Source organism: Kitasatospora sp. NPDC001095 (assembly GCF_053598615.1).
In genome coordinates this window covers 119,611-142,219 of the sequence record NZ_JBSFKQ010000013.1, presented here as the reverse complement: position 1 = coordinate 142,219, position 22,609 = coordinate 119,611, and the positions used below count along the sequence as shown (strand labels likewise).

Below are 22,609 nucleotides of genomic sequence, written 5' to 3'. Positions count from 1 at the left end.
TATCCAGTGAACGGTGCGGGAGTTGCCCTGAACCAGAGCAGAAGCTGGGCATATGTCAGGCATAATCAACTCACTACCCTGCGTGACCTGGGGCCCTTTGAATCGAGCGGGGGCGATTGTGACTCCGAGAAGGAAGCGACTCGCGCAGCGCCGCAAGGCACTGGGCTACAGTCAGGAGGCATTCGCCGCCGAACTGGGAGTGGCAGTCTCCACGGTCACCCGCTGGGAGGCCGGTGCGACCAACCCCCAGGGGTACGTACACCCCAAGATGGCAAAGGTCCTCAGAGTCACCCCCGGGGGCCTGGCGGACCTCCTCGCGCCAGAGGTGACAGCCCCTGACCGTTCGGTGGTCTGGGCTGCTGCCCCACCTCTTGGTGATACTGATGACATGAAGCGCCGCGATGTCCTGAGCCTGCTCGCCATGACCGGTGCGCTCATCGCCCTGCCGAGCGCCGAGACCCCCTCGTCTCGATCCGGCGTGGCCGCGTCCCTGACGGAAGTCGGGCCGGAACTGAACTCGCACCTCTGGAAGCTGTTCGGGCTCTCCGACTCCAAGCTGGCCGTGTACCCGATGGTCAGGCACCAACTGGGTGTCCTGGCAAAGGGGCTGGGGGAAAGTCAGAACGATGCATCGCGCCGGCAGCTCTGTGCGCTGGTGGGAGATCTGTACCAGCTCGCGGGCGAGATCTTCTTCGACGCCAACCGGTACACCGATGCTGCGCATTGCTACACGCTCGCCGCCAGTGCCAGCAAGGAAGCCGGCGCTTTCGATATGTGGGCTTATGCGCTGACGCGGCACGCCTTTGTGGAGCTCTACGAGCAGCGTTTCGCCGTCGCGGCTCCGATTCTGGAGGCGGCCTCTCAGGTCGCTGAACGAGGAGACGGTCAGCTCTCGACCCGGTACTGGGTGGCGGCAGTTCAGGCGGAGGCATTTGCGGGTCTCGGCGACCTTGACGCGACCAAGCGAGCGCTGGATAACGCCCAGCAGGTACATAACCTGTCCGGGCTACTCCACAATGGCGGCTGGCTCCGATTCGACGGTTCGCGTCTCGCGGAGGAGCGCGGTACCTGCTATCTCGCACTCGGCCGCCCGGATCTGGCGGAGCAGGCACTGACATCCGCGCTCTCCCAACAGCTCTCCCTGCGCCGCCGGGGTGCCGTCCTCGCAGAGTTGGCAGCCCTGAGTGCCGAATGCCGTGACCTGGACCAGGCGAGTCACTACACTCACGCCGCTCTGGAGCTGGCGGACCAGACCGGCTCGGGCTACATCGGCAGGAAGTTGCAGGCGGTCAGGAGCCGTCTCGTTCCGCTCGTGGCCGACCGCCGGGCCTCAGCCCTGTACCAGCAGATTTCGGCGCTTGATGGCGCCACCTGACAAAGGATCAACGCATGTCGTCTGACGGGCAATTCTTCCGCGAAGCGTGGATCGCCGGTGTGTCGAAGCACTACCCGGGCGAGCCGAAGGCAGGCTATGTCGCCCCGTGGGACGACACCCCCGAGTGGGAGCGTGAGTGCGCCGCCGCCGTGTTCGGCCAGGTCCGTGACTTCATTCTGGTGAGCGGCGGCAACACGTCCAAGCTGACCCGGGAGCAGAAGGGCCGCTTCGTAGCGACGTGTTGGATCGCCCAGATCCACAAGCACATCGAGAATCCGAAGCCGGGCTACGTCGCCGACTGGGTCGATCTGCCGTCGTGGCAGCAGGAGACCGATGCGGACGTCTTCGAGGCGATCGAACGCGCCCATTCCTGAGTGCTGTGCTCGGCGTGGGAAGCCGGCGGGGCCGACTTCCCACGCCGAAGGTGGGGGCGTACGTGGTGTGGGGGTCAGAGCTTCGCGCGAGAACCGTTCGCACTCTTCGTAGTCGATGTGCTACTTTCCGCATCATCAACAGAGCATAGGAGACCCCGGCGGTGCGGGAACACCCCGGGGTCTGGCACCAGGAGAACAGCTCCAGATGCGGATTCATCGTAACGCGCACACGCGCGCGTTCACCGTTCTTCCGAACGGCCTGTTGCAGGACCGTCGGCTCAGCTACACCGCCCGCGGCCTCCTCGCCGACCTGCTCTCCCGCCCCGACGGCTGGAGGGAGGACGGGCGGCAGATGGCGGACAGCAGTCCGCAGGGGCGGGGTGCCGTGCGGCGGGCGCTCAAAGAACTCAAGGACGCCGGGTACTACCGGGTCGACAAGGTCCGGAGGGCCGACGGCACCGTCCGCTCCGAGGCCCACGTCTTCGACACCCCTCAGCCCGCACCGACTGTCCCCCGCCCGGCCTCCGGTGGAGGGAGTTCCGGCGGTGCTGTCACCCCTCCCGTAAATGACCCGGGACAAGAACCCACCCTCCCGGATGAACGGACGCGGGCCGCCGTGGCCACCCTGTTCCGGGTGATCAGGCCCGAGCCCCGCCTGCGCCTCGGCGAGGCCGAGGCACAGGCGCTGGCGCCGCTCGTCGCGCAATGGCTGGAACGGGGGTGCAGCGAGGCCGAGTTGGCCCAGGCCCTGATCCCCGGGCTGCCGCAGCCGATGCACTGCCCGGCGGCGATCCTCCGGGACCGCCTGCAACGCAAGCTGCCGCCGGAACGCCCCGAAGCCCCGCCCAATCCGTATGCTGAGTGCGGCCGTTGCCACGATCCGGTGCCCCGCCCCGGCATCTGCCGCGCCTGCGCGGGCCTCGGCACGAGGGCCGTTGCCGTCGGCACCGGCGCGCCCGCCACCCCCGGCGGCGTCGCCCGGGCCCGGGCGGCCCTGCGTGGCCGACTCCGACAACCCGCCGCCGCGAACTCCTAGCTGGCGAAGCCGCCCTCGGGGCGGAAGATCTCCAGGTTGGTGCCGTCCGGGTCGTTGAAGTGGGCGACCTGGTGCCGAGGGCGGCGTTAGGGGTGACCTCGCCCTTGATGAAGGTGTAGTCGTCGCCGAGGAATCGTCCGGACCCGTCAGAGGCCGGCCAGGGCGGCGTCGACCGCCGCTTCGGCGTGCAGCCGGGTGGTGGGGAAGACGGGCACCGGGCTGTCCTCCGGCCGGACCAGCAGTTCGATCTCGGTGCAGCCGAGGACGATCCCCTCCGCGCCCCCGGCCACCAGGTCCCCGATCACCCGCCGGTACGCTGCCCGGGACTCCTCGCGGACCTGTCCGACGCACAGCTCCTCGTAGATCACCCGGTGGACCAGGGCGCGCGAGTCCGCCTGCGGCACCAGGACGTCCAGGCCGCCCGCCGTCAACCGGCCGCGGTAGAAGTCCTGTTCCATCGTGAAGGCCGTCCCGAGCAGCCCGACCCGCCGCAGGCCCGCCGCCCGGACGGCCGCCGCCGTGGTGTCGGCCAGGTGCAGCAGGGGGACGGAGACCGCCGCCGCGACCTGGTCGGCGACCTTGTGCATGGTGTTGGTGCAGATCAGCAGCAGGTCGGCGCCCGCCGCCTCCAGTGACCGGGCCGCGTCGGCGAGGACCTCGCCGGCCTCCTCCCACCGGCCGGCCGCCTGCAGCCGCTCGATCTGCGCGAAGTCGACGGAGTAGAGCACGAGTCGGGCGGAGTGCAGTCCCCCGAGGCGCTCGCGGGTGAGCCGGTTCAGCAGGCGGTAGTACTCGGCGGTGGACTCCCAGCTCATGCCGCCGATCAGGCCGACGGTCCTCATGGTCTTCATGGGGGCCATTTATAAGCCAATGTCGAAATATAAGGCAAGCGCATAAGGAAATCTTTGATCAGCTCTCCCGGGCCACCCGGTGCTGCCACTCCCGGGTGAACACCACCGAGCCCGCCTCCAGTGCCCGCAGTTGCACGATGCTGATGAAGTGGTCGGCGTCGCAGCGCAGTTGGGTGCGGGTCTGGACGGTGACGTCCCAGCCGATGTCGGGCCGCTCCAGCCGGACGGTGTGGTCGGTGCGGGCCTGGGCGCTGAGCGGGGCGCCGGTGAGCACGCGGTAGGCGGTGACGGTGTGCTCGTCGCGGACCAGGCCGTCGGGGTGGGTGCGGGTGCCGTCGCCGGCGGGGGAGAGCTCGGTGCGCCACTCGTGGCGGCTGATGTCGTGCACGGTGACGTGTTCGGGCCGGGCGGTGAGCGGCTCGGTGAGGTGGACGTCGAGGGGTTCGGGCAGCTCCGGGGGCTCGAAGGTGACGGGCGGGGCGCCGACGTCGGCGGCGAGGTGGCGCACCGGCAGGCTCAGGGTGGAGCGGGACGGGTCGACGCCGTACCCGGTGTCGTCGGCCGGGGGCCACACCCAGGGCCAGTAGACCGAGGAGAGGGCGAGGCGCAGCCGGTGCCCGGCGGGGAAGGTCCAGGCGCAGGCCGCGAGTTCGACCTCGGCGTCCGGCCCCTCGGCGGCCAGGACGCCCCGGGTGACCAGCTCGGAGGTGCCGTCCGGGTCGACCGCGCACAGCCGCACCGCGACCTGGGCGGGCACGCCGTCCTCGCGCAGCCGCAGCCGTACGGTGGGGGCGCCGAGCAGCTCGACCGGCTCGGGCAGCGGCTGGGAGTCGAAGCAGACCGAGCGGCCGTCCTCCTCGCGCTGGTCCGGCGGCCGGTCGGCGGGGCGGCCGTGCGGGACGTAGGCGCCGGCGTTGAGGCCGGTGTGCTGCGGGGAGCGGACCCGCACGTACCGGTCGTCGGAGGCGGTGCCGGCGGTGCGCAGCGGCCCGTCCAGGCCGTAGTGGATCTCGCGGACGTCGGGGGAGGGCCAGGCCTCGTCACCGGTCCAGCGGGTGCCGAGCCAGCTGCGCAGGGCGGGTTCCTTGAGGGCGCCGGTGTCGATGCCGCGCAGCCAGTGATCCCACCAGCGCAGGGTGTCGGGCAGGGCGGGCTCGGGCAGGCCGTGCGGCCAGGGGCCGATCAGGGCGCGGGCGGTGGGTGACTCGGCGAGCAGCCGCAGCACGAAGGAGCAGGACGGGTCGCCCCAGCCGGTCACCGCGAGGGCGGGGACGGACACCGGGACGGTGGACTCGCCGGCCGCGAGCCACTCCTCGACGGGCGGCCGCAGCGACTCCAGCCTGGCGAGCCAGGCGGCCCGCCAGGCGTCGCCGACGTGCCGCGGGTCCGGCGGCAGGGCGGCGTCGGCGATCAGCGCGGTGAGCCGGTTGTGGAGGTCGGCGGCGAGTACGGCTCCGCCGAGCCGGTGGCCGCCCTCGGGGCAGGCGGTGACGACGGCGCCGACGGTCTCGGGGGCCCGGGCGGCGAGGCGCAGGGCGGTGGTGCCGGCCGTGCCGACGCCGAGCAGGCCGAGCCGGCCGTTGCACCAGGGGCGGCGGGCGAGCCAGGTGACCACGGCGGTGCCGTCGGTCAGATCCTGCGCGCCGCCGGGCTCGCCGGGGATGCCCTCGGAGTTGCCGTGCCCGCGGGTGTCGACCCGGACGGCGGCGTAGCCGTGGCCCGCGTACCACGGGTGGCGGCGGGAGTCCTCGGCGGCGGTCCGGTCGCTGAGGCGGCCGCCGGAGTACTCCAGCAGCGCGGGGCCGGGTTCGCCGCCGACCGGCCGCCACAGCCGGGCGGCCAGTCGTGTGCCGTCGGGCAGTGGGATGCGCAGGTCCTCGCGGGTGGTGTGGAAGGGGTAGGACGGCATGGCCGCTCCCATCGGTCCCGGGCGTCGGCGTCGCGACGGTTCGGTACTTCGACAGTAGGGGAGGGCGCGGTTCTTGGCCTGATGAGAGCGGTTCTCGGCCTGATGAGGGGGCCCGGCCGAGGGGGCGCCGCCGGAGACGGGGCGCCCCCTCGGGTGCGCGGCCGGTCAGGCCTTGCTCAGCCAGGCGGTGGCGTTGAGGGCGAGGGCGGCGTCGGTGCCCGCCGGGTCGTCCCAGCCGTTGTACAGGGTGTTGCCGGACTGGCCGGTGCCGTCGTCGATCGGGGAGCTGTCGCCCCAGATCGCGACCCGGCCGGAGCCGAAGGTGCTGGTGACGAAGAAGGCGCCGGTGTTCCCGCTGTAGCCGGTCCGGTAGACCAGGCCCTTGACGTTCGGGTTGTCGGCGGGCTTGAGGGTGAAGGTGGTGCCGTTGCGCAGGATCGAGCCGGTGACGGTGCCGAAGGAGCCGTGCAGCACCGGGTCGGTCGCGTCGTTGACCGCGCGCGGGTTGTCGGTGGTGATGTTGAGCAGGTCGACGGAGAAGCCGAAGGGGTCGTTGTTGTTCACCCCGTTGCTGGTCAGCAGGTCGTTGATGATCTTCGGGGAGTCCCAGCCGTCGTTGTTGCGGTCGCTGTTGACGTGGTCGGAGATCAGGAAGAGCCCGCCGCCGTTCTGGACGAACTTCATGATCGCGGTCTTCTCGCTCGCGCTGAACCGGATGTTGGGCTCCGGGATCACGAAGGTGTCGAAGTTGGCGAGGTCGAGCGCGGCGCCGGTGCCGTAGCTGATGGTGGAGCCGGCCGGGAGGGTCTTCAGGCTGTACTGGCCGGTCTTCTGCAGGGCGACGCCCCAGGCGGACAGGGCGCCGGTCCAGCTCTTCTCGGTGGTGGGGTTGGCGTTCTGGGCGAGCGGGTCGGGCTGGCTGGTGCTGATGATCCAGTCGGCGTTGCCCGCGGTCTCGGCCTTGCTGTTGTCGAACAGCACCCGGTGCGGGGTCGCGCTGACCGCGGCGGCCTTGGCGGCGGTGGTGGCGGGCGCGGCGGTGGCGGCGGGGGTGGTGAGACCGGCCGCGAGCAGCGCCGCTCCGACGAGGGCGGCGGCGGTTCGAATACGGATCGTCATGAGCCGTTCCTCCGTGGGGAGTTGAGGGGGCAGCGCTCAGTTTTCGCGCGTAGAACGGGAGTATCCGCGCGTAGAGCGCCCGGTGAAAGTCCCCGGAGGTTAAGAAGCCCTGTACGAGTCGTGACGATCTTCGGGAGGGGGGTGGAGGCGAAGGGAGACGAATCCGTAATTGCGCATGACTTGCAACTGCGCGCACCGAGGCGGAAAGATGGCCCAGCTTCGACCGCCCGACCGAAAGGACACGACGATGACCGCCCCCCGATGGCGCGACCGACTCACCCGTGAGGAGTGGATCCGCCTGGCCGGAATGGGCGGCTTCATCCTCGCGCTGCACGTCATCGGCTGGTTCACGCTGCTCGCCCTGGTGGAGCCCGAGCACTACGACGTCGGCGGCCAGGTGTTCGGCGCGGGCATGGGCCTGACCGCCTACACCCTCGGCATGCGGCACGCCTTCGACGCGGACCACATCGCCGCCATCGACAACACCACCCGCAAGCTGATGGGCCAGGGCAAGCGTCCGCTGTCGGTCGGCTTCTGGTTCTCGCTCGGGCACTCCTCGATCGTCTTCGGCCTCTGCACGCTGCTGGCCTTCGGCATCCGCTCGCTGGCCGGCCAGCTGGAGTCCGACGACTCGACGCTGCACGAGATGACCGGCCTGATCGGCGTCACCGTCTCCGGCACCTTCCTGCTGCTGCTCGGCCTGATCAACCTGGGCGCCTTCAACGGCATCCTCAAGGTCTTCCGCCGGATGCGCCACGGTGACTACGACGAGGCGGAGCTGGAGCGCCAGTTGGAGCGGCGCGGGCTGATGAACCGCATCCTCGGCCGGGTCACCAGGGCCGTCACCAAGCCCTGGCACATGTACCCGGTGGGCCTGCTGTTCGGCCTGGGCTTCGACACCGCCACCGAGGTGTCCCTGCTGGTGCTGGCGGGCGGCGCGGCGGCCTTCTCGCTGCCCTGGTACGCGCTGCTCACCCTGCCGATCCTGTTCGCGGCCGGGATGAGCCTGCTGGACACCATCGACGGCTCGTTCATGAACTTCGCGTACGAGTGGGCCTTCTCCAAGCCGGTCCGCAAGATCTACTACAACCTGACCGTCACCGGGCTGTCGGTGCTGGTCGCGCTGGTGATCGGATCGATCGAGCTGATCGGTCTGCTCGGCGAGAAGCTGGACATCACCAGCGGCCCGGTCGCCTGGATCGGCGGGCTCGACCTCAACTTCGTCGGCTACGCGATCGTCGGGCTGTTCGTGCTCACCTGGGCCGCGGCGATCGCCTACTGGAAGTTCGGCAACGTCGAGGAGAAGTGGTCGGCCGGGCTGGCCGCCGGTGCCTCCGCCACCACCGCCGCCACCGCCGCGAAGTCCGAGTAGCGCGCGTACCGAACCGAGGGGCCGGTGACCGGGGTCTGGTCACCGGCCCCTCGGGGCTTTCCGGGCCCGGTCCGCCAGGGCTTTCCGGGGCCGGGCCGGCGGGCGGTGGCGTTACTTCAGCGCCGCGAGCACCGCCTGCGCCATCACCCGCTCGCCGGTCGCGTTCGGGTGGAACGGCACGGCGGGCGAGCCGGGCAGCGCGCCCTCGATCCAGCGGTCGTCCGAGCAGACGTCGTGCCCGAGGGTCGGCGTGGCGGTGTCCACGTAGGTCGCGCCGTTGGCGGCCGCGGTGGACTTCAGGGCGGCGTTCAGCTTGTCCAGCACGCCGTGCATGTACTCGACGTCGCCCGGGGTCACCGGCTGGCGCAGGACGCACTTCGAGCCGTCGGCGGGCAGCACGGACGGGTAGCCGACCAGCAGCACCCTGGCGCCCGGCGCCTTGGCGTGGATCCGCCGGAGGGTGTCGGCCAGCTGCGGGGCGATGGTGGTGCGGATCCGCTCGGCCAGGTCGTCGGTGCCGTACTGCCAGGACATGCTGCTCCAGTCCCAGTAGCCGTGGTGGTAGACGTCCTTGCAGGGCGTGCCGAGCGGGTTGACGACGGCGCCGGCGATGCAGGTGGCGACCAGTTCGCCGAGGCCGAGGTCGCTGGCCGCGAGGTCGTTGCCGCCGATCCCGAGGGTGACCAGGTCGGTGTCGGCGGTCACCGAGTCCAGCTGGGGGTCGTTGACCCGGATGAAGGCGTCGTACTGGGGCTGGGTCATCGCCTTGATCTTGGCGGCGGAGCAGGTGGCGTCGGTGTACGCGTCGGCCTTGAGGGCGGCGGCGACCAGGTGGCCGTAGTTGCGGTCGGAGCGCAGGCACAGGCCGGCCGACTGGCCCGGCACGCCGGCGCCCGCGGCGTAGGAGTCGCCGAGCGCCACGTAGTGCTTGGGCGCCGGGGTGGCGGCCTGGGCGGCGGTGGAGGTGAGCGCGAGCGCGGCGCCGAGGGCGACGGCGGCGAGTGCGGTGGAATTCCGGAGGTGCCGGAATTTCCGGGCAGGGCGGAGCACGGTTCCTCCTGGGGGGAGAGAAACGACGGGTGGGGGTCGTGCCGAGCCGGGCCGCAGCTACTCGCAGGTAAGTTACTGCCAGGTTTCCCGGGCGTCCATGGTTTGCGCGGAAATTGCCGATATCCCGTCAGGCGGCCTCGGACGGCATTTCGCAATTCGCCCGACCGCGCGCCGCGCGGCTGTTGACGGCAATTCCGAAACGCCCCGGAGCGGAATTCGGCCCGACGGTTGTCACCCGCCGGTTGACCGGACCTCGCCGCAGACCGCAGTATCGGGCGCACAGCGACGGCGTGTCCCGGGCGCGCCGCCACCGCGAGCCGCGACGGAGGACTGCGCATGGCCCTGGACGCCGACGTCATCGTCATCGGGGCGGGCCTCGCGGGCCTCGCCGCCACCGCCGAACTCGCCGACGCGGGACGGAAGGTGATCCTGCTCGACCAGGAACCCGCGGCCTCCTTCGGCGGCCAGGCGCACTGGTCCTTCGGCGGCCTCTTCCTGGTCGACTCGCCCGAGCAGCGCCGGATGCGGATACGCGACTCGCACGCCCTCGCCTGGCAGGACTGGCTCGGCACGGCCGGCTTCGACCGGCCCGAGGACGCCTGGCCGCGCCGCTGGGCCGAGGCGTACGTGGACTTCGCGGCGGGCGAGAAGCGCTCCTGGCTGCACGGAATGGGCGTGCGGTTCTTCCCGGTGGTCGGCTGGGCCGAGCGCGGCGGTTTCCTCGCCGACGGGCCCGGCAACTCGGTGCCGCGCTTCCACATCACCTGGGGCACCGGGCCCGGGCTGCTGGCGCCCTTCGTCCGCAGGGTCCGGGCGGCCGCCGCGCGCGGCCTGGTGGACCTGCGCTTCCGGCACCGGGTCACCGGGCTGTCCGCCACCGCGGGCGCCGTCGACACCGTCACCGGCGAGGTGCTGGTGCCGAGCCCGGCGGGCCGGGGCGAGGCCAGCTCGCGCGAGGTCGCCGGGAGCTTCGAACTGCGCGCCCAGGCCGTGGTCGTCACCTCCGGCGGCATCGGCGGCAACCACGACCTGGTCCGCAAGGCCTGGCCGGCCCGGCTCGGCACCCCGCCCGCCAGGCTGCTCTCCGGCGTGCCCGCGCACGTGGACGGACTGATGCTGGAGGTCGCCGGCCGGGCCGGGGCCAGCCTGATCAACGGCGACCGGATGTGGCACTACACCGAGGGCATCGAGAACTGGGACCCGATCTGGGCCCGGCACGGCATCCGCATCCTGCCCGGCCCCTCCTCGCTCTGGCTGGACGCGCGCGGCGAGCGGCTGCCCGTCCCGCTGTTCCCCGGTTTCGACACCCTCGGGACGCTCGAACACATCATGTCCACCGGGTACGAGTACACCTGGTTCGTGCTCAACCAGCGCATCGTCGAGAAGGAGTTCACCCTCTCCGGCTCCGAGCAGAACCCCGACCTGACCGGGAAGTCGGTGCGCGGCGTGCTCGGGCGGGCGCTGCCAGGTGCCCCCGGGCGGGTCCGGGGCCACCTGCGGCACGGGCCGGACTTCGTGGTCGCCGGGAACCTCGCCGACCTCGCCCGGGGCATGAACGCCAGGGCCGGCGAGCCGCTGATCGACCCGGACGGGCTGCGCCGCACCGTCGAGGACCGCGACCGGCAGGTGGTCAACCCCTTCGCCAAGGACCTCCAGGTCACCGCGATCCACGGCGCCCGCCGCCACCTCGGCGACCGGCTCATCCGCACCGCCGCCCCGCACCGCATCCTCGACCCGGCCGCCGCCCCGCTGATCGCCGTCCGGCTGAACATCCTGACCCGCAAGTCGCTGGGCGGACTGGAGACCGACCTGTCCTCCCGGGTGCTGCGGCCGGACGGCGAGGTGCTGCCCGGGGTGTACGCGGCCGGCGAGGCCGCCGGGTTCGGCGGCGGGGGCGTGCACGGGTACCGCTCGCTGGAGGGGACCTTCCTGGGCGGCTGCCTGTTCTCGGGCCGTACGGCGGGACGGGCGGCGGCGCGGGCGGTCGGGTAGCGGGGCGCGAGGAGCGCGGGAGCGCCGGGGTGCGGAAGCGCGGCGCGGGGCGGCCGGGGAGGGGTGAGCGGGCCCCGCGACGCGGTGCGCCCCCGGTCGGGGGCGCACCGGCTGCCGGGCCATCGGTCAGGCGTTGCGGCCGAGGGTCTGCGAGGGCGAGTGCCCGTACACGCGGCGGTAGTCCGCGCTGAACCGCCCGAGGTGGGTGAAGCCCCAGCGACAGGCCACCTCGGTCACCGTGCCGGTGGCCCGGCCGTCGGCGATGGCGAGCAGGTCGTGGTGGGCGCGGTCGAGCCGTACGCGCCGCAGGTAGGCCAGCGGCGTGGTGTCCAGGTGGCGCCGGAACCCCTCCCGCAGGGTGCGCAGGCTGACCCGGGCGGCCTGGGCGATGTCGGCCACGGACAGCGCCTCGTCGGCGTGTTCGGCGCAGTAGTCGGTGGCCCGGCGCAGGGCGCTCGGCAGCAGCGCGCAGCCGCGGTCGGCCGTCTCCCGGCCCAGTGAGTGGGGTTGGGCGTCCAGCAGGCCCTCGACCAGCAGCTTCTCGAAGTGCTGCAGGCTCAGGCGGGACTGGCGGCCCAGCGCCGAGACGGCGAACTCGCGGAAGGCCCCGGCCAGTTCGAGCCAGCACCGGACGGCAGGGTCGGCCGGGTCGAGGACCGGCGCGAAACGCAGCCGCTCCTGCGGCAGGTCGCCCAGTCGGACGGCGAGCGCCTGCTCCACCGTCTGCCGGGACATCGCCAGGGCCCCGTTCAGGGCCGCGGCGTCCCACTCCATGGTGACCCGGTCGCCCGGCCCGGCCACGGACAGCACGGACGCCAGCTCGGTGCCGTTGGCGACGACCCGGCCGCCCCCGGCGTACGGCAGGATGACGTTGTAGAAGTCCGGCAGCTCTCCGGTCCGCAGGCACACCGGTGCCCCGTACCCGAGGTCGTAGAGCGCCACCGGGCCCTCGTGGAAGGACCGGAACCGGCCCGGGAGCCGCTGTTCGCCCAGCACCGTCAGCCGGTGCGGGGCCAGGCGCTCGCCCACCACGTGGCGGAGCTCCTCGATGCTGTTCCCCTCGTACAGCGAGACCGGACCGGTCGTGGGTCCGGGCGGTGCTGTTTCGGTGACCACGGATTCCCCCTGGGCCGTGAGATCGACGCCGTGGGACCGCAACCCGATCGGACCCCCCGATCCGCCGCCCCCGGCCTGAACCCCCCGATCTACACCCCGGGAGCGACATTCCGGCGGCGACACTCCGGGAACGGCGTCCCGGTGGCCGACATCTACCGGTCCGTACCTCCAGGGCCCGTCTCCTGGGTCCTTGCCGGGTCCGCGCAGGTCCGGGGGACAGGCCCCCGGCCGGCCGTCCGGCGGGACCCGCGGCCGGGGCGCCGGAGGGGTGACGGGTACAGTGCGGAGTCCGGTGCGCAGCGCGCCGTCGACCAGGAGGGGTCAGGAGAACCGATGAGCCGCCGAGACCGCGACGGTGCCCGGGACCGCAAGCGGGGCGCCGGCGCCCCGGTGACCGTCACGGTCTGCCGGGGCTGCTGCTGCGGCACCGAGGCGAAGCACCCCGGGGTGGACCACGCGGGCCAGTACGAGCGGCTGCGGACGGCGGTGGGCTCGGCGGGCCGGGTCCGGGCGGTCACCTGCCTGGACGTGTGCACCCAGTCCAACGTGGTGGTGGTCGGCCCCTCCGCCGAGGGCCGGGCGGCGGGCGGTCGGCCGGTCTGGCTGGGCTTCGTGCTGATGGACGAGATGATCGACGACATCGCCGCCTGGGTGCGCGCGGGCGGTCCGGGCCTGGCCGATCCGCCGGGGCTGCTCGACCTCCAGCTGATCTCGGTCTCCCGGCGGGTGCGCGAGGGCCTGCCCGAGTGAGACGGCGCCCCGGCACTACGGGCTGATCGTCAGATCGTATCCACCGGGGGCGGAGCAGGGCCTGTCCCCGGGTCATCACCACTACCATGACCGGTGGCGTCGGACCGTCCCGGACGGCGCCGAGCCGTCTGCGCGCGAGGGAGGAAGCCGATGACGACGGTCTGCCGCATCTGCGCGGGCACCGGCCGGACCGCCGGGCTCAGCTGCCGGACCTGCCAGGGCACCGGCACCACCGAGGTGGGCGGCGGGGGCGGCAACTGCTTCCTCTGCGACGGCACCGGGGTGTACGTGCGCTACCGGGTGGACGCGACCGGCGCCAAGCACGCGTACCGGGACGAGATCTGCCGCACCTGCGACGGCACCGGCAACCGGGCCGCCACCCAGTGGGACGAGCCCTCCGGCTGACCCCCGGCCGCACTCGCGGGCGGCCCCGCCGTCACCCGACGGACCCCCAAGTCGAGGGGCGGAACGGGCCATGATGCGGCGTCGAAACGGTACGGACACGTCCTTTACCGAATCATGGTCGAACATTGACGTTCGAATGGGGGGTACGCTGCGACCCGTTCACCCGGCGTCCGTGCGTGATCAACGCGCCGCTGGAAGAGTCCCGCGCATGGATATCCCCAACATGGGCGTGCCGGCCAAGCTTGCCGACCGCATGAGCATGGCCGAGCAGCACGAGTACCTGCGGGCCCGCTTCTCCCGCCGCCGGATGCTGCGCGCCGGTGCCGTGACCGTGGGCGCCGTCGCCGTCGGCGGCGCGCTGGGCGGCGGGACGGCCTTCGCCGCCCCGGCCGGCCCGCAGCTGCTGACCGGTGGCACGACCGACGGCATCGACGGGTCGCTGGTCGCGCCGATCGGCCGTCACCTCCAGTTCGGCCCGGAGCCGGACACCCAGTTCCGCATCTCCTGGCAGGTGCCGGCCCCGGTCAAGAAGCCGTTCCTGCGCTTCGGCAAGACCCCGTGGGAGCTGAGCCACAAGGTCCAGGCCGAGGTCCGCGCCCTGCACACCCCGGCGCTGACCCCCACCAGCCAGCCGGTGGACCAGTACTACCTGCACGTGGCGCTGGAGGACCTGCGCCCCGACACCACCTACTACTACGGTGTCGGCCACGAGGGCTTCGACCCGGCCTCGCAGCAGCGGATCTCCACCCTGCACACCTTCCGCACCGCGCCCTCCCGCGACCACCGCTGGGGCAAGGTGTACGAGCCGTTCACCTTCACCGCCTTCGGCGACCAGGGCGTCAGCTCGCACGCGGCCGGCAACGACCACATCATCAAGGCCCAGAACCCGGCCTTCCACCTGCACGCCGGCGACATCTGCTACGCCGACCCGGCCGGTTCCGGCACCGACCCGGACAAGTCCGTCTTCAACGCGAAGACCTGGGACGACTTCCTGGTGCAGACCGAGACGGTCGCCGCCGAGATCCCGTGGATGGTCGCGTACGGCAACCACGACATCGAGGCCTGGTACTCGCCGAACGGCTACGGCGGCGAGAACGCCCGCTTCTTCCTGCCGAACAACGGCCCGGACCCGCGCGCCGTCCCCGGTGTCTACACCTTCCGCTACAAGAACGTCGGCGTCGTCTCGCTGGACGCCAACGACGTCTCCTACGAGATCCCGGCCAACCTGGGCATCTCGGCGAACAAGCAGACCAAGTGGCTGGAGCGCACCCTCAAGGACCTGCGCAACGACGAGACCATCGACTTCGTCGTGGTCTTCTTCCACCACTGCGCCTTCTCCACCACCGTCGCGCACGCCTCCGACGGCGGTGTCCGCGAGGCCTGGGTGCCGCTGTTCGAGAAGTACCGGGTGGACCTGGTCATCAACGGCCACAATCACATCTACGAGCGCACCGACGCGATCCTCGGCAACAAGGTCTCGAAGCAGGTGCCGAGCGGCGCCACCATCGAGCCGGCCAAGGACGGCGTGGTCTACGTCACCGCGGGTGCGGCCGGCCGCAGCCTGTACAAGTTCGACGTGCCGGACACCTACGAGGGGCACGAGAACCACCAGGACGAGGTCAAGACCTACTACTGGAGCAAGGGCAGGGTGAAGACCCCCGAGGCCATCCAGTGGTCGCGGGTGCGCTACACCGGCTACTCCTTCATCAGGGTCGACGTCACCCCGAAGCACCTGGGCCAGAAGTCGGTCATGAAGGTCACCGCGCTCGCCGAGGACGGCACGCAGATCGACAACTACACGATCCTGCGCGAGGTCGGCGAGGGCTGGGACTCGAACCGGGACGACGACGGCCAGGGCGGCGGCTGGGGCTGGTAGTCCCGTCGGGCCCTGGGGAGCCCCGGCGCCGGAGGTCCGGCGCCGGGGCCCGTGCACGTCAGCGCCGGGGCCCGTACATGATCACGCCGACCCCGGCCAGGCAGATCAGCGCGCCCAGCACGTCGTAGCGGGTCGGCCGGAAGCCGTCCACCGCCATGCCCCACAGCAGCGAGCCGGCCACGAACACCCCGCCGTAGGCGGCCAGCACCCGGCCGAAGTGGCTGTCCGGCTGCAGCGCGGCGACGAAGCCGTACGCGCCGAGCACCACCACGCCGACGCCGGCCAGCCACCACGGCCGCGACTCGCGCACGCTCTGCCAGACCAGCCAGCAGCCGCCGATCTCGGCGAGGGCGGCGAGGGCGAACAGGGCGACGGAGCGCAGGACGGTCATGGCCGCCCAGCGTACGTGGTCAGCTCTGGCGGTAGGTGGCCAGGAAGCGGCCGATCCGGTTGATGGCCGTCTCCAGGTCGTCGGCCCGGGGCAGGGTGACGAAGCGGAAGTGGTCCGGGCGGGGCCAGTTGAAGCCGGTGCCCTGGACGACGTGGATCTTCTCGCGCAGCAGCAGGTCCAGCACGAACCGCTCGTCGTCGACGATCCGGTGCACGGCCGGGTCCAGTCGGGCGAAGGCGTACAGCGCGCCCTTGGGCTTGACGCAGCTGACGCCGGGGATCTCGTTGAGCGCCTTGACCGCGATGTCGCGCTGCTCGGTGAGCCGGCCGCCGGGCAGCACCAGGTCGTTGATGGACTGGTGGCCGCCGAGCGCGGCCTGCACGGCGTACTGGGCGGGCACGTTGGGGCACAGTCGCATGCCGGAGAGCATGGTCAGGCCCTCCAGGTAGTCGGTGGCGTGCTGCTTGGGGCCGGAGACCACCAGCCAGCCGCTGCGGAAGCCGGCCACCCGGTAGGCCTTGGAGAGGCCGTTGAAGGTGAGCGTCAGCACGTCGTCGGCCAGCGCGGCCAGGCAGTGGTGCTCGGCGCCGTCGTAGAGGATCTTGTCGTAGATCTCGTCGGCCAGCACCATCAGGTGGTGGCGGCGGGCCAGGTCGAGGATGCCCTCCAGCAGTTCCTTCGGGTAGACCGCGCCGGTGGGGTTGTTGGGGTTGATGACGACGATCGCCCTGGTGCGGGCGGTGATCTTGGCGGCGATGTCGTCCAGGTCCGGGTACCACTCGGCCTCTTCGTCGCACAGGTAGTGCACGGCCTTGCCGCCGGCCAGCCGGACCGCGGCCGTCCAGAGCGGGTAGTCGGGCATCGGCACGAGCACCTCGTCGCCGTCGTCCACCAGCGCGGTGACGGCCATCTGGATCAGCTCGGAGACGCCGTTGCCGAGGTAGACGTCGTTGACGGTGACGCCCTGCACACCGCGCTGCTGGTAGTACTGCACCACCGCGCGACGGGCCGGCAGGATGCCGCGCGAGTCGCTGTAGCCGTGCGCCGCGGGCAGGTTGCGGATGATGTCCTGGATGATCTCCTCGGGCGCCTCGAAGCCGAACGGGGCGGGGTTGCCGGTGTTCAGCCGCAGCACGCTGTGCCCGGCCTCCTCCAGGGCGTTGGCCTGGTCGACCACCGGGCCCCGGATCTCGTAGCACACGTCATTCAGCTTGCTGGACTGCCGAAACTCCATCTGCGGCCTCCCGACCGTCACCACCGCTCCGTTGCTTCAGCTTTGTTCTACCAAGTGTGTACTTGGAAAGTCCAACCTCTTGGCTATGCTGATCCGCATGTCACGCCGAAGCTACGACCAGTACTGCGCCGTCGCCCGCGCCCTGGACGCGGTGGGGGAGCGCTGGAGCCTCCTGATCGTCCGTGAGCTCCTCGGCGGCCCGCGCCGCTACACCGACCTGCACGCCGACCTGCCCGGCGTCTCCACCGACATCCTGGCCGCCCGGCTCAAGCAGCTGGAGGGCGACGGGCTGGTCCTCCGCCGCCGGCTGGAGCGGCCCGCCAACGCGATGGTCTACGAGCTGACCGGGCGCGGCCGCGAACTGCGGCCGGTCGTCGAGGCCCTGGGGGAGTGGGGCCTGGCCGCCCTCGGGGAGCAGCGGCCCACCGACGCCGTCCGGGAGCACTGGTTCACGCCCCGGAAGCCGGAGGAGGAGGCGGCGGTCGCGACCGGCTGACGGCCGGGCGCCCGGGTGCCGCGGTGGGCGGTGCGGCCCGCCGCGATGGGCGGCGGGTCCCGCCGCGGTGGACGGTGGGGCCCGCTGCGGCCGAGGGCGGGCACGCACGTACGATCGTCGGATCGTCGAACCGCCTTGGTCGGCCCAGGAGAGCGGAGGCCAGCCCGTGCCCACCCCCTACCGCAGCTACGTCGCCGTCGGAGACTCCTTCACCGAGGGCATGTGCGACGACCTGTTGCCGAACGGCCACTACCAGGGCTGGGCCGACCGGGTCGCCGCGGCACTGGCCGCCGAGAACGGCACCGGCTTCCGGTACGCCAACCTCGCCGTCCGCGGCAAGCTCATCGGCCAGATCCACGACGAGCAGCTCGCCCCCGCCGCCGCGATGGGCGCCGAGCTGGTCACCCTGGCCGGCGGCCTCAACGACGTGCTGCGCCCCGGCTGCGACATCGCCGCCGTCGAGCGGCAGCTCGGCCGCTGCGCCGCCGAGCTGCGTGCCACCGGTGCCACCGTCGTGCTGTTCACCAGCACCGACCCCACCCGCCGCCTGGCCGGCAGCGCCCGGCTGTTGCCCGCCATCCTGCGACTGAAGGCCTTCGTCCAGGAGCTGGGCCGGCAGGACGGCTTCGCGGTGGTCGACCTGTTCTCCGCGCCCTGCTTCGACGACCGCCGGCTGTGGGCCGAGGACCGCCTGCACCTGTCGCCGGAGGGCCACCGCCGGGTCGCCGAGGGCGTGCTGGAGGCGCTCGGCCGCCCCGCCGCCTTCGACTGGCGCGCCCCGCTGCCCGCCGCCGCCCCGGCCGGCCGCGCCGAGCGACTGCGCGAGGACGCCCGCTGGCTGGGCACCCACGTCGGCCCGTGGATCGGCCGCCGCCTCACCGGCCGCTCCTCCGGCGACGGCCGCCCGGCGAAGCGGCCGGAGCTGCTGCCGTACGGCTAGGGCCTCCGCCGGGCCCCCGGGGGCGTCGGGTCCAGGACCAGGCTCGCCATCGGGGCGTGTGTGGTCCAGCCGAGCGCCGTGTAGAGCGCCTGTCCCTCCGGGGTGCCGACAAGCACGCCGGTGCGCGCGCCCCGCTCGTACGCGGCGCACTGGAGCGTCCGCATCACGACGGCGCCCAGGCCCCGGCGGCGGTGCTCGGGCGCGGTGGTGATCCGGTCCGGTACGGCCACCGGCCCGGCCAGGCCCGCCTGGCCGCGGGCGGCGAGGTGCCCGTCCTCGGTGCGCACCAGCACCCGCAGGACCCCGCCCCGCTCCCAGGTGGTCACGGTGTACCCGGCCGGGCCCCCGGGCCGCTCGGCGGCGAGCGGGACGCTCATCAGGAAGCCCGGTACGTCCATGCGCCACCGCTCGTCCAGCCAGGGGCGCACGGTGTCGTCCTCGGCGAACAGCTTCAGCCAGGTGGTCGGCGCGGTGACGGTCCCGGCGAGCTCGCGGACCTCGGCCTCGGTCGGCTCCGGCAGCACGTGCCGGCCCACCTCGCCGACCGGCGCGCCGACGTCGATGCTCCAGCCCCAGGGCCGGTCCACCGGCTCGGCGGAGCCGCGCGAGACGGCCCAGCCGGAGATCCACATCCGGACCAGCTCCCTGACGTCCGGGTCCCGCATGCCGCCCACCCCCGTGTGCAATGGTCTCGCGTGTAATGGTCTCTAGTGCGCCGCATAACTTACCGGCGCGGAGGGTCGTCTGCCCAGTAGGATTTCCGGGTCCACGGCGCCGCCCGGCGCCCGACTGCTGGAAGGACCCCGGAACGTGCGCGAGACCGAGTCGCCGCAGGACCTCACGGCGGCCGCGCCGACCCCGCTCCGGGCCGACTGCGGCAGCTGCTTCGGCCTCTGCTGCGTCGCCCTGCCGTTCTCCGCCGGCACCGACTTCGCCATGAACAAACTGGCCGGCAGCCCCTGCCACAACCTCCAGGCCGACTTCCGCTGCGGCATCCACACCCGGCTGCGCGACACGGGCTTCCGGGGCTGCACCGTCTACGACTGCTTCGGCGCCGGGCAGCGGGTCTCCCAGGTGACCTTCGGCGGCCGCAGCTGGCGCGAGGAGCCGGACAGCGCCAAGGCGATGTTCGACGTCTTCCCGATCGTGCGGCAGCTGCACGAGCTGCTCCGGTACCTCACCGAGGCGCTCACCTTCGCCTCCGCCCTCCCCGTCCACGACGAACTGCGGCGAGCGCTGGCGGAGACCGACCGGCTGGCCGGCGGCACCCCCGAGGAGATCCTCGCCGTCGACGTCCCGGCCCACCGGCAGCGGGTCAGTGACCTGCTGCTGCGCGCCAGTGAACTGGTCCGCGCCGCCGTCCCGCGCCGCCGCGAGCACCGGGGCGCCGACCTCTTCGGCGCCCGCCTGCGCGGCGCCGACCTCCAGGGCGCCAACCTGCGCGGCGCCCTGCTCGTCGCGGCCGACCTCTCCGGTGCGGACCTGCGCCTCGCCGACCTGGTCGGTGCCGATCTGCGGGACGCCAACCTGGCCGGCGCGGACCTCAGCACGGCCCTCTTCCTCACCCAGGCCCAGCTCGACGCCGCCCGCGGCGACGCCACCACCCGCCTCCCGGACGCCCTCGCCCGGCCCGGCCACTGGCCCGAGACCGCGCCGGCCCCGGCGGCCAGGGGCGGCTCCGGACCCCGCTCCGGCAAGGGCGGCGGCCGCCCCGCCCGGGGCAACCGCCGCCGCTGACGCCTGCCGGCGCCGCTACTGGCCCACCCGACCGTCGACGCACTCGCGCAGCAGGTCGGCGTGGCCGCAGTGGCGGGCGTACTCCTCGATCCGGTGCACCTGCAGCTCCCTGATCGAGATCCGCTCCTTGCCGACCCGCTCGCCCAGGTCCTGGTGGCCGGCCAACTCGGCGTCCAGCGCGGCCTGTTCGCGCTCCAGGTCGCGGAACGCGGCGTCCGCCACGGCCTGCTCGCCGACGGCCCCGTCGAAGTCCGCGTCCCGTGCGCCGTACAGCCTGGGCAGCGGCTCGCCGTCGGTGATCCAGTTCCGCCAGTCCCGCTCCACCTCGGCCAGGTGCCGGACCAGCCCGAGCAGCGACATCGTCGACGGCGGCACCGAGCGGCGGGCCAGCTGCTCCGGGGCCAGGCCGTCGCACTTCATCCGCAGGGTCAGCCGGTAGTTCGTCAGAAAGCCCTGGAGTGTGGCGAGTTCGCCGTCGGGGCCGGGGCCTTCGTGGTTGCGGGGGTCGTCGTCCGGGTCGGCCCACATGTCGGGGTGGACGGTCGCCTCGGTCCATCGCGCGGGTTGTTCGCTCATGCCGTGCATCGTCGGCCCCGACCGGCCTCCCCGCCACTGGTTATCGCCCCTGCGGCCCGGCGCGGCGCCCGCGCGCTCAGCCGGTCAGCAGCCGGGCGCGCAGGGCGTCGGCCTGCCCGCGGTCGATGCCGAGGACGCCGGTGAGGTACGCCTCGACGGAGCCGTGGCGGTCGGCGAGGTCGGCGAGGGCGAGCCGGATCACGGTCTCGGGGGCGCGCCCGTAGCCGGGCCAGCGCAGCGTGCGGCCCGGGTGGGCGGCGTGCCACTCGGCGACGAAGTGCGCGGTGGCGAGCTCGGTGAGGGCGAAGTCGGCGGCGATGACGTCCTCGTCGACGCCGAGCAGGGTGAGCAGCAGGGCGGCGATCAGCCCGGTGCGGTCCTTGCCGGAGGCGCAGTGGAAGACCACCGGGGCCTCGGCGGCGGTGATCACGTCCAGGGTCTGGCGGATCTCCTTCACCCCGTCCTCGGCGACCTCGCCGAAACGGTCCGCGAGGTAGCGCCAGGGGTCGAGCTCCGGGTCGATCTCGGCCTGGTCGTACGGGCGGTGCTCGATCGAGAGGTTGTGGTACTCCAGGCCCTCGAACTCGGGCACCCGGCCCTTGGCGGCGATCTCCCAGGGGTAGCGCAGGTCGATCACGGTCCGTACGCCGAGCGCCCGCAGCCGGTCGAGGTCCGCGGGGGAGGTGAGCTTGCCGAGCGAGTCGGAGCGGTAGAGCAGTCCCCACCGGACGGACCGTCCGTCGGAGGCCGGATAGCCGCCCAGGTCACGGAAGTTGTGCAGGGCGTCGAAGGAGTGGTGGCGCGTCGTCATGCGCGCACTCTAGAAGAAGACCTCAGGCCCCGGCGGGCGGGTAGCCGTGGGTGAGCAGATCGAAGGCGCGGGTGGCGTCCCCGACGGCCTCGGCGTGCAGGTCGTCGGCGGTGCGGCCGTCCTGGATGCGGCGCCAGTTGTGCAGGGCGAGGACCCGCTGGGTGGCGGTGACCTGGGCGGCGAGCAGGGCGGCGGTGAGCTCCCGGGGCCCGGGCAGCCCGGGGTCCTCGCGCAGCGCCGAGGCCAGTGACCGCTCCGCGCGCGCCACGTACTCGCCGACCCGGGCGGCCAGGCTGGGAGTGCCGTAGACCAGGCCGGTGAAGGCGAGTACCGCCGGGTGGTCGTTGAGGCCGGTGACCGGGTCGCGCCGGCCGAGGCCGGCCAGGAAGTCCCGCAGCAGCGCGTCGAGCACCGGCTCGCCGGGCAGCCGGGTGCGGACCACCTCCGCGGACTGCTCCTGGTGGTCGGCGAAGCGGTGGACGACCAGGTCCTCCTTGCTGGGGAAGTAGGAGAACAGCGTCGGCTTGGACACCTCGGCGGCCGCCGCGACGTCCGCCACCGAAACCCGGTCGAAGCCGTGCTCGAGGAAGAGCGCGATGGCCGCCTCCGAGATGGCCCGCCTGGTCCGCTCCTTCTTCAGCTCCCGCAGTCCGGTCATGCGGCCCAGGCTAGCAGTGGGCATTGACCGGGGCAGGTTTTGGACCCGGTCGCCCGTCGGGTGTGTCCCCGGCGGATACGCCCCGGACCGGCGCCCGCGGCCCGGGCGCCGTCGTTGTCAGTGCCGTCGGGCACGATCGGCCCGTCGGTACTCCTGCGGCACGGACGGAAACGGAGAGGGCATCGTGGCGATCACGAATCAGCGGGTGGCGGAGCACGCGTTCCTGTGGGGGATGTACCGGGACCCGTACTTCCCCGATCACATCGTCGACAAGGGCAAGGCGGTCCTGGTGCGGCTGTGCGAGCGGATCGAGGCCGAGCGGCCGGCGGACCTGACGGCCCTGTACGTGCTCTCCCACGCCGCGACGGAGGAGTTCAACCTCCTGGAGGCGGAGTTCGAGGCGGCCGGGAGCGAGATCGAGACGGTGGCGCGGGAGGAGATCGCCGAGGACTTCTGGATCGTCGCGACGGCCTACGGCTTCACGGACGTGGACGTGGAGGAGCTGGTCGCGCCCCGGAACTGGTGACCGGCGGGCCGGTTG

At 72.6% G+C, this 22,609-nt stretch carries 21 protein-coding genes and 3 pseudogenes; 13 read left to right on the top strand and 11 right to left on the bottom strand.

Translation table 11 applies throughout. The annotated features are described in order from the left end of the window. Window positions 1–52 precede the first annotated feature (52 nt). The 4 genes and pseudogenes from ACWDBB_RS15030 to ACWDBB_RS15015 all read left to right on the top strand — a co-directional run. Window positions 53–289, top strand: a pseudogene (locus tag ACWDBB_RS15030) (helix-turn-helix domain-containing protein); the annotation flags it as partial. Window positions 290–388: 99 nt separating this feature from the next. Beyond that, window positions 389–1,375 carry a transcriptional regulator gene (locus ACWDBB_RS15025; RefSeq protein WP_449789992.1) on the top strand — a complete coding sequence of 329 codons (987 nt, stop codon included), beginning with the start codon at window positions 389–391 and terminating at the stop codon, window positions 1,373–1,375. A 14-nt stretch (window positions 1,376–1,389) separates the two neighbouring features. Continuing rightward, window positions 1,390–1,749: a hypothetical protein gene (locus tag ACWDBB_RS15020; protein WP_449789977.1), complete on the top strand. Its 360-nt coding sequence runs from the start codon at window positions 1,390–1,392 to the stop codon at window positions 1,747–1,749. Between the two features lie 205 nt (window positions 1,750–1,954). Beyond that, the gene (locus tag ACWDBB_RS15015) at window positions 1,955–2,785 is read left to right on the top strand and encodes a hypothetical protein (protein ID WP_449789976.1); all 831 of its coding nucleotides are present in this window, start codon (window positions 1,955–1,957) and stop codon (window positions 2,783–2,785) included. Window positions 2,786–2,931: 146 nt separating this feature from the next. Here ACWDBB_RS15015 and ACWDBB_RS15010 read toward each other — a convergent pair whose 3' ends face one another. The 3 genes and pseudogenes from ACWDBB_RS15010 to ACWDBB_RS15000 all read right to left on the bottom strand — a co-directional run. Further along, a complete protein-coding gene (locus tag ACWDBB_RS15010) occupies window positions 2,932–3,627 on the bottom strand; it encodes an aspartate/glutamate racemase family protein (RefSeq protein WP_449789991.1) in 696 nt (231 codons plus the stop codon). A gap of 67 nt (window positions 3,628–3,694) precedes the next feature. Next, a complete protein-coding gene (locus ACWDBB_RS15005) occupies window positions 3,695–5,545 on the bottom strand; it encodes a CocE/NonD family hydrolase (RefSeq protein WP_449789975.1) in 1,851 nt (616 codons plus the stop codon). A gap of 168 nt (window positions 5,546–5,713) precedes the next feature. Continuing rightward, window positions 5,714–6,664: pseudogene (locus tag ACWDBB_RS15000) on the bottom strand (hydrolase); the annotation flags it as partial. Window positions 6,665–6,911: 247 nt separating this feature from the next. On the opposite strand from ACWDBB_RS15000, the gene ACWDBB_RS14995 reads away from it, so the two are divergent. Continuing rightward, window positions 6,912–8,036 (top strand): HoxN/HupN/NixA family nickel/cobalt transporter, encoded by a 1,125-nt coding sequence (locus tag ACWDBB_RS14995; RefSeq protein WP_449789974.1) that lies wholly within the window; start codon window positions 6,912–6,914, stop codon window positions 8,034–8,036. A gap of 111 nt (window positions 8,037–8,147) precedes the next feature. On the opposite strand, the gene ACWDBB_RS14990 is transcribed toward ACWDBB_RS14995, so the two are convergent. Then, entirely contained in the window at window positions 8,148–9,086 is a 939-nt protein-coding gene (locus tag ACWDBB_RS14990; protein WP_449789973.1) for an SGNH/GDSL hydrolase family protein, read from the bottom strand. A 336-nt stretch (window positions 9,087–9,422) separates the two neighbouring features. On the opposite strand from ACWDBB_RS14990, the gene ACWDBB_RS14985 reads away from it, so the two are divergent. Then, complete coding sequence (locus ACWDBB_RS14985; protein ID WP_449789972.1) at window positions 9,423–11,078, top strand: FAD-binding dehydrogenase; 1,656 nt, start codon at window positions 9,423–9,425, stop codon at window positions 11,076–11,078. Between the two features lie 126 nt (window positions 11,079–11,204). Here ACWDBB_RS14985 and ACWDBB_RS14980 read toward each other — a convergent pair whose 3' ends face one another. After that, window positions 11,205–12,194 carry an AraC family transcriptional regulator gene (locus tag ACWDBB_RS14980; protein WP_449789971.1) on the bottom strand — a complete coding sequence of 330 codons (990 nt, stop codon included), beginning with the start codon at window positions 12,192–12,194 and terminating at the stop codon, window positions 11,205–11,207. Window positions 12,195–12,527: 333 nt separating this feature from the next. Here ACWDBB_RS14980 and ACWDBB_RS14975 point away from each other — a divergent pair, with 333 nt between their 5' ends. From ACWDBB_RS14975 to ACWDBB_RS14965, 3 genes are all read left to right on the top strand, one after another. Continuing rightward, entirely contained in the window at window positions 12,528–12,944 is a 417-nt protein-coding gene (locus tag ACWDBB_RS14975; protein WP_402410993.1) for a (2Fe-2S) ferredoxin domain-containing protein, read from the top strand. 150 nt (window positions 12,945–13,094) lie between these two features. After that, a complete protein-coding gene (locus tag ACWDBB_RS14970; protein ID WP_359912273.1) occupies window positions 13,095–13,349 on the top strand; it encodes a hypothetical protein in 255 nt (84 codons plus the stop codon). Window positions 13,350–13,557: 208 nt separating this feature from the next. Further along, window positions 13,558–15,225 (top strand): purple acid phosphatase family protein, encoded by a 1,668-nt coding sequence (locus ACWDBB_RS14965; protein WP_449789970.1) that lies wholly within the window; start codon window positions 13,558–13,560, stop codon window positions 15,223–15,225. A 58-nt stretch (window positions 15,226–15,283) separates the two neighbouring features. Here ACWDBB_RS14965 and ACWDBB_RS14960 read toward each other — a convergent pair whose 3' ends face one another. Together ACWDBB_RS14960 and ACWDBB_RS14955 are read right to left on the bottom strand one after the other, a co-directional pair. Continuing rightward, on the bottom strand, window positions 15,284–15,616 hold the full coding sequence (locus ACWDBB_RS14960; protein ID WP_449789969.1) for a YnfA family protein: 333 nt from the start codon (window positions 15,614–15,616) through the stop codon (window positions 15,284–15,286). Between the two features lie 19 nt (window positions 15,617–15,635). After that, on the bottom strand, window positions 15,636–16,850 hold the full coding sequence (locus ACWDBB_RS14955) for a pyridoxal phosphate-dependent aminotransferase (protein ID WP_392868994.1): 1,215 nt from the start codon (window positions 16,848–16,850) through the stop codon (window positions 15,636–15,638). 97 nt (window positions 16,851–16,947) lie between these two features. Between ACWDBB_RS14955 and ACWDBB_RS14950 the strand changes: the two are divergent. Together ACWDBB_RS14950 and ACWDBB_RS14945 are read left to right on the top strand one after the other, a co-directional pair. Further along, window positions 16,948–17,301 (top strand): annotated as a pseudogene (locus ACWDBB_RS14950) (winged helix-turn-helix transcriptional regulator); the annotation flags it as partial. Window positions 17,302–17,512: 211 nt separating this feature from the next. Next, window positions 17,513–18,286 carry an SGNH/GDSL hydrolase family protein gene (locus ACWDBB_RS14945; RefSeq protein ID WP_449789968.1) on the top strand — a complete coding sequence of 258 codons (774 nt, stop codon included), beginning with the start codon at window positions 17,513–17,515 and terminating at the stop codon, window positions 18,284–18,286. Here the strand turns inward: ACWDBB_RS14945 and ACWDBB_RS14940 are convergent. Beyond that, window positions 18,283–18,951 carry a GNAT family N-acetyltransferase gene (locus ACWDBB_RS14940; protein ID WP_449789967.1) on the bottom strand — a complete coding sequence of 223 codons (669 nt, stop codon included), beginning with the start codon at window positions 18,949–18,951 and terminating at the stop codon, window positions 18,283–18,285. The two genes, ACWDBB_RS14945 and ACWDBB_RS14940, sit on opposite strands and share 4 nt — an antisense overlap. Window positions 18,952–19,096: 145 nt before the next feature. Between ACWDBB_RS14940 and ACWDBB_RS14935 the strand changes: the two genes are divergently transcribed. Next, complete coding sequence (locus tag ACWDBB_RS14935; RefSeq protein WP_449789966.1) at window positions 19,097–20,023, top strand: pentapeptide repeat-containing protein; 927 nt, start codon at window positions 19,097–19,099, stop codon at window positions 20,021–20,023. Window positions 20,024–20,038: 15 nt separating this feature from the next. Here the strand turns inward: ACWDBB_RS14935 and ACWDBB_RS14930 are convergent, their stop codons facing one another. From ACWDBB_RS14930 to ACWDBB_RS14920, 3 genes are all read right to left on the bottom strand, one after another. Then, a complete protein-coding gene (locus tag ACWDBB_RS14930; protein WP_449789965.1) occupies window positions 20,039–20,608 on the bottom strand; it encodes a DinB family protein in 570 nt (189 codons plus the stop codon). Between the two features lie 67 nt (window positions 20,609–20,675). Next, window positions 20,676–21,410 carry a tyrosine-protein phosphatase gene (locus ACWDBB_RS14925; protein ID WP_449789964.1) on the bottom strand — a complete coding sequence of 245 codons (735 nt, stop codon included), beginning with the start codon at window positions 21,408–21,410 and terminating at the stop codon, window positions 20,676–20,678. 22 nt (window positions 21,411–21,432) lie between these two features. Next, window positions 21,433–22,068, bottom strand: a complete 636-nt coding sequence (locus ACWDBB_RS14920; RefSeq protein ID WP_449789963.1) for a TetR/AcrR family transcriptional regulator — start codon at window positions 22,066–22,068, stop codon at window positions 21,433–21,435. A gap of 184 nt (window positions 22,069–22,252) precedes the next feature. Between ACWDBB_RS14920 and ACWDBB_RS14915 the strand changes: the two genes are divergently transcribed. Then, entirely contained in the window at window positions 22,253–22,594 is a 342-nt protein-coding gene (locus ACWDBB_RS14915) for a DUF5713 family protein (protein WP_449789962.1), read from the top strand. Window positions 22,595–22,609: the final 15 nt, after the last annotated feature.

Bases quoted from the DNA above. Each gene is read 5' to 3' on its own strand.
- ACWDBB_RS15025 (WP_449789992.1), top strand. From the start codon at position 389: ATGAAGCGCCGCGATGTCCTGAGCCTGCTCGCCATGACCGGTGCGCTC.
- ACWDBB_RS15020 (WP_449789977.1), top strand. From the start codon at position 1,390: ATGTCGTCTGACGGGCAATTCTTCCGCGAAGCGTGGATCGCCGGTGTG.
- ACWDBB_RS15015 (WP_449789976.1), top strand. From the start codon at position 1,955: ATGCGGATTCATCGTAACGCGCACACGCGCGCGTTCACCGTTCTTCCG.
- ACWDBB_RS15010 (WP_449789991.1), bottom strand. From the start codon at position 3,627: ATGAGGACCGTCGGCCTGATCGGCGGCATGAGCTGGGAGTCCACCGCC.
- ACWDBB_RS15005 (WP_449789975.1), bottom strand. From the start codon at position 5,545: ATGCCGTCCTACCCCTTCCACACCACCCGCGAGGACCTGCGCATCCCA.
- ACWDBB_RS14995 (WP_449789974.1), top strand. From the start codon at position 6,912: ATGACCGCCCCCCGATGGCGCGACCGACTCACCCGTGAGGAGTGGATC.
- ACWDBB_RS14985 (WP_449789972.1), top strand. From the start codon at position 9,423: ATGGCCCTGGACGCCGACGTCATCGTCATCGGGGCGGGCCTCGCGGGC.
- ACWDBB_RS14975 (WP_402410993.1), top strand. From the start codon at position 12,528: ATGAGCCGCCGAGACCGCGACGGTGCCCGGGACCGCAAGCGGGGCGCC.
- ACWDBB_RS14970 (WP_359912273.1), top strand. From the start codon at position 13,095: ATGACGACGGTCTGCCGCATCTGCGCGGGCACCGGCCGGACCGCCGGG.
- ACWDBB_RS14965 (WP_449789970.1), top strand. From the start codon at position 13,558: ATGGATATCCCCAACATGGGCGTGCCGGCCAAGCTTGCCGACCGCATG.
- ACWDBB_RS14960 (WP_449789969.1), bottom strand. From the start codon at position 15,616: ATGACCGTCCTGCGCTCCGTCGCCCTGTTCGCCCTCGCCGCCCTCGCC.
- ACWDBB_RS14955 (WP_392868994.1), bottom strand. From the start codon at position 16,850: ATGGAGTTTCGGCAGTCCAGCAAGCTGAATGACGTGTGCTACGAGATC.
- ACWDBB_RS14940 (WP_449789967.1), bottom strand. From the start codon at position 18,951: ATGCGGGACCCGGACGTCAGGGAGCTGGTCCGGATGTGGATCTCCGGC.
- ACWDBB_RS14930 (WP_449789965.1), bottom strand. From the start codon at position 20,608: ATGCACGGCATGAGCGAACAACCCGCGCGATGGACCGAGGCGACCGTC.
- ACWDBB_RS14925 (WP_449789964.1), bottom strand. From the start codon at position 21,410: ATGACGACGCGCCACCACTCCTTCGACGCCCTGCACAACTTCCGTGAC.
- ACWDBB_RS14920 (WP_449789963.1), bottom strand. From the start codon at position 22,068: ATGACCGGACTGCGGGAGCTGAAGAAGGAGCGGACCAGGCGGGCCATC.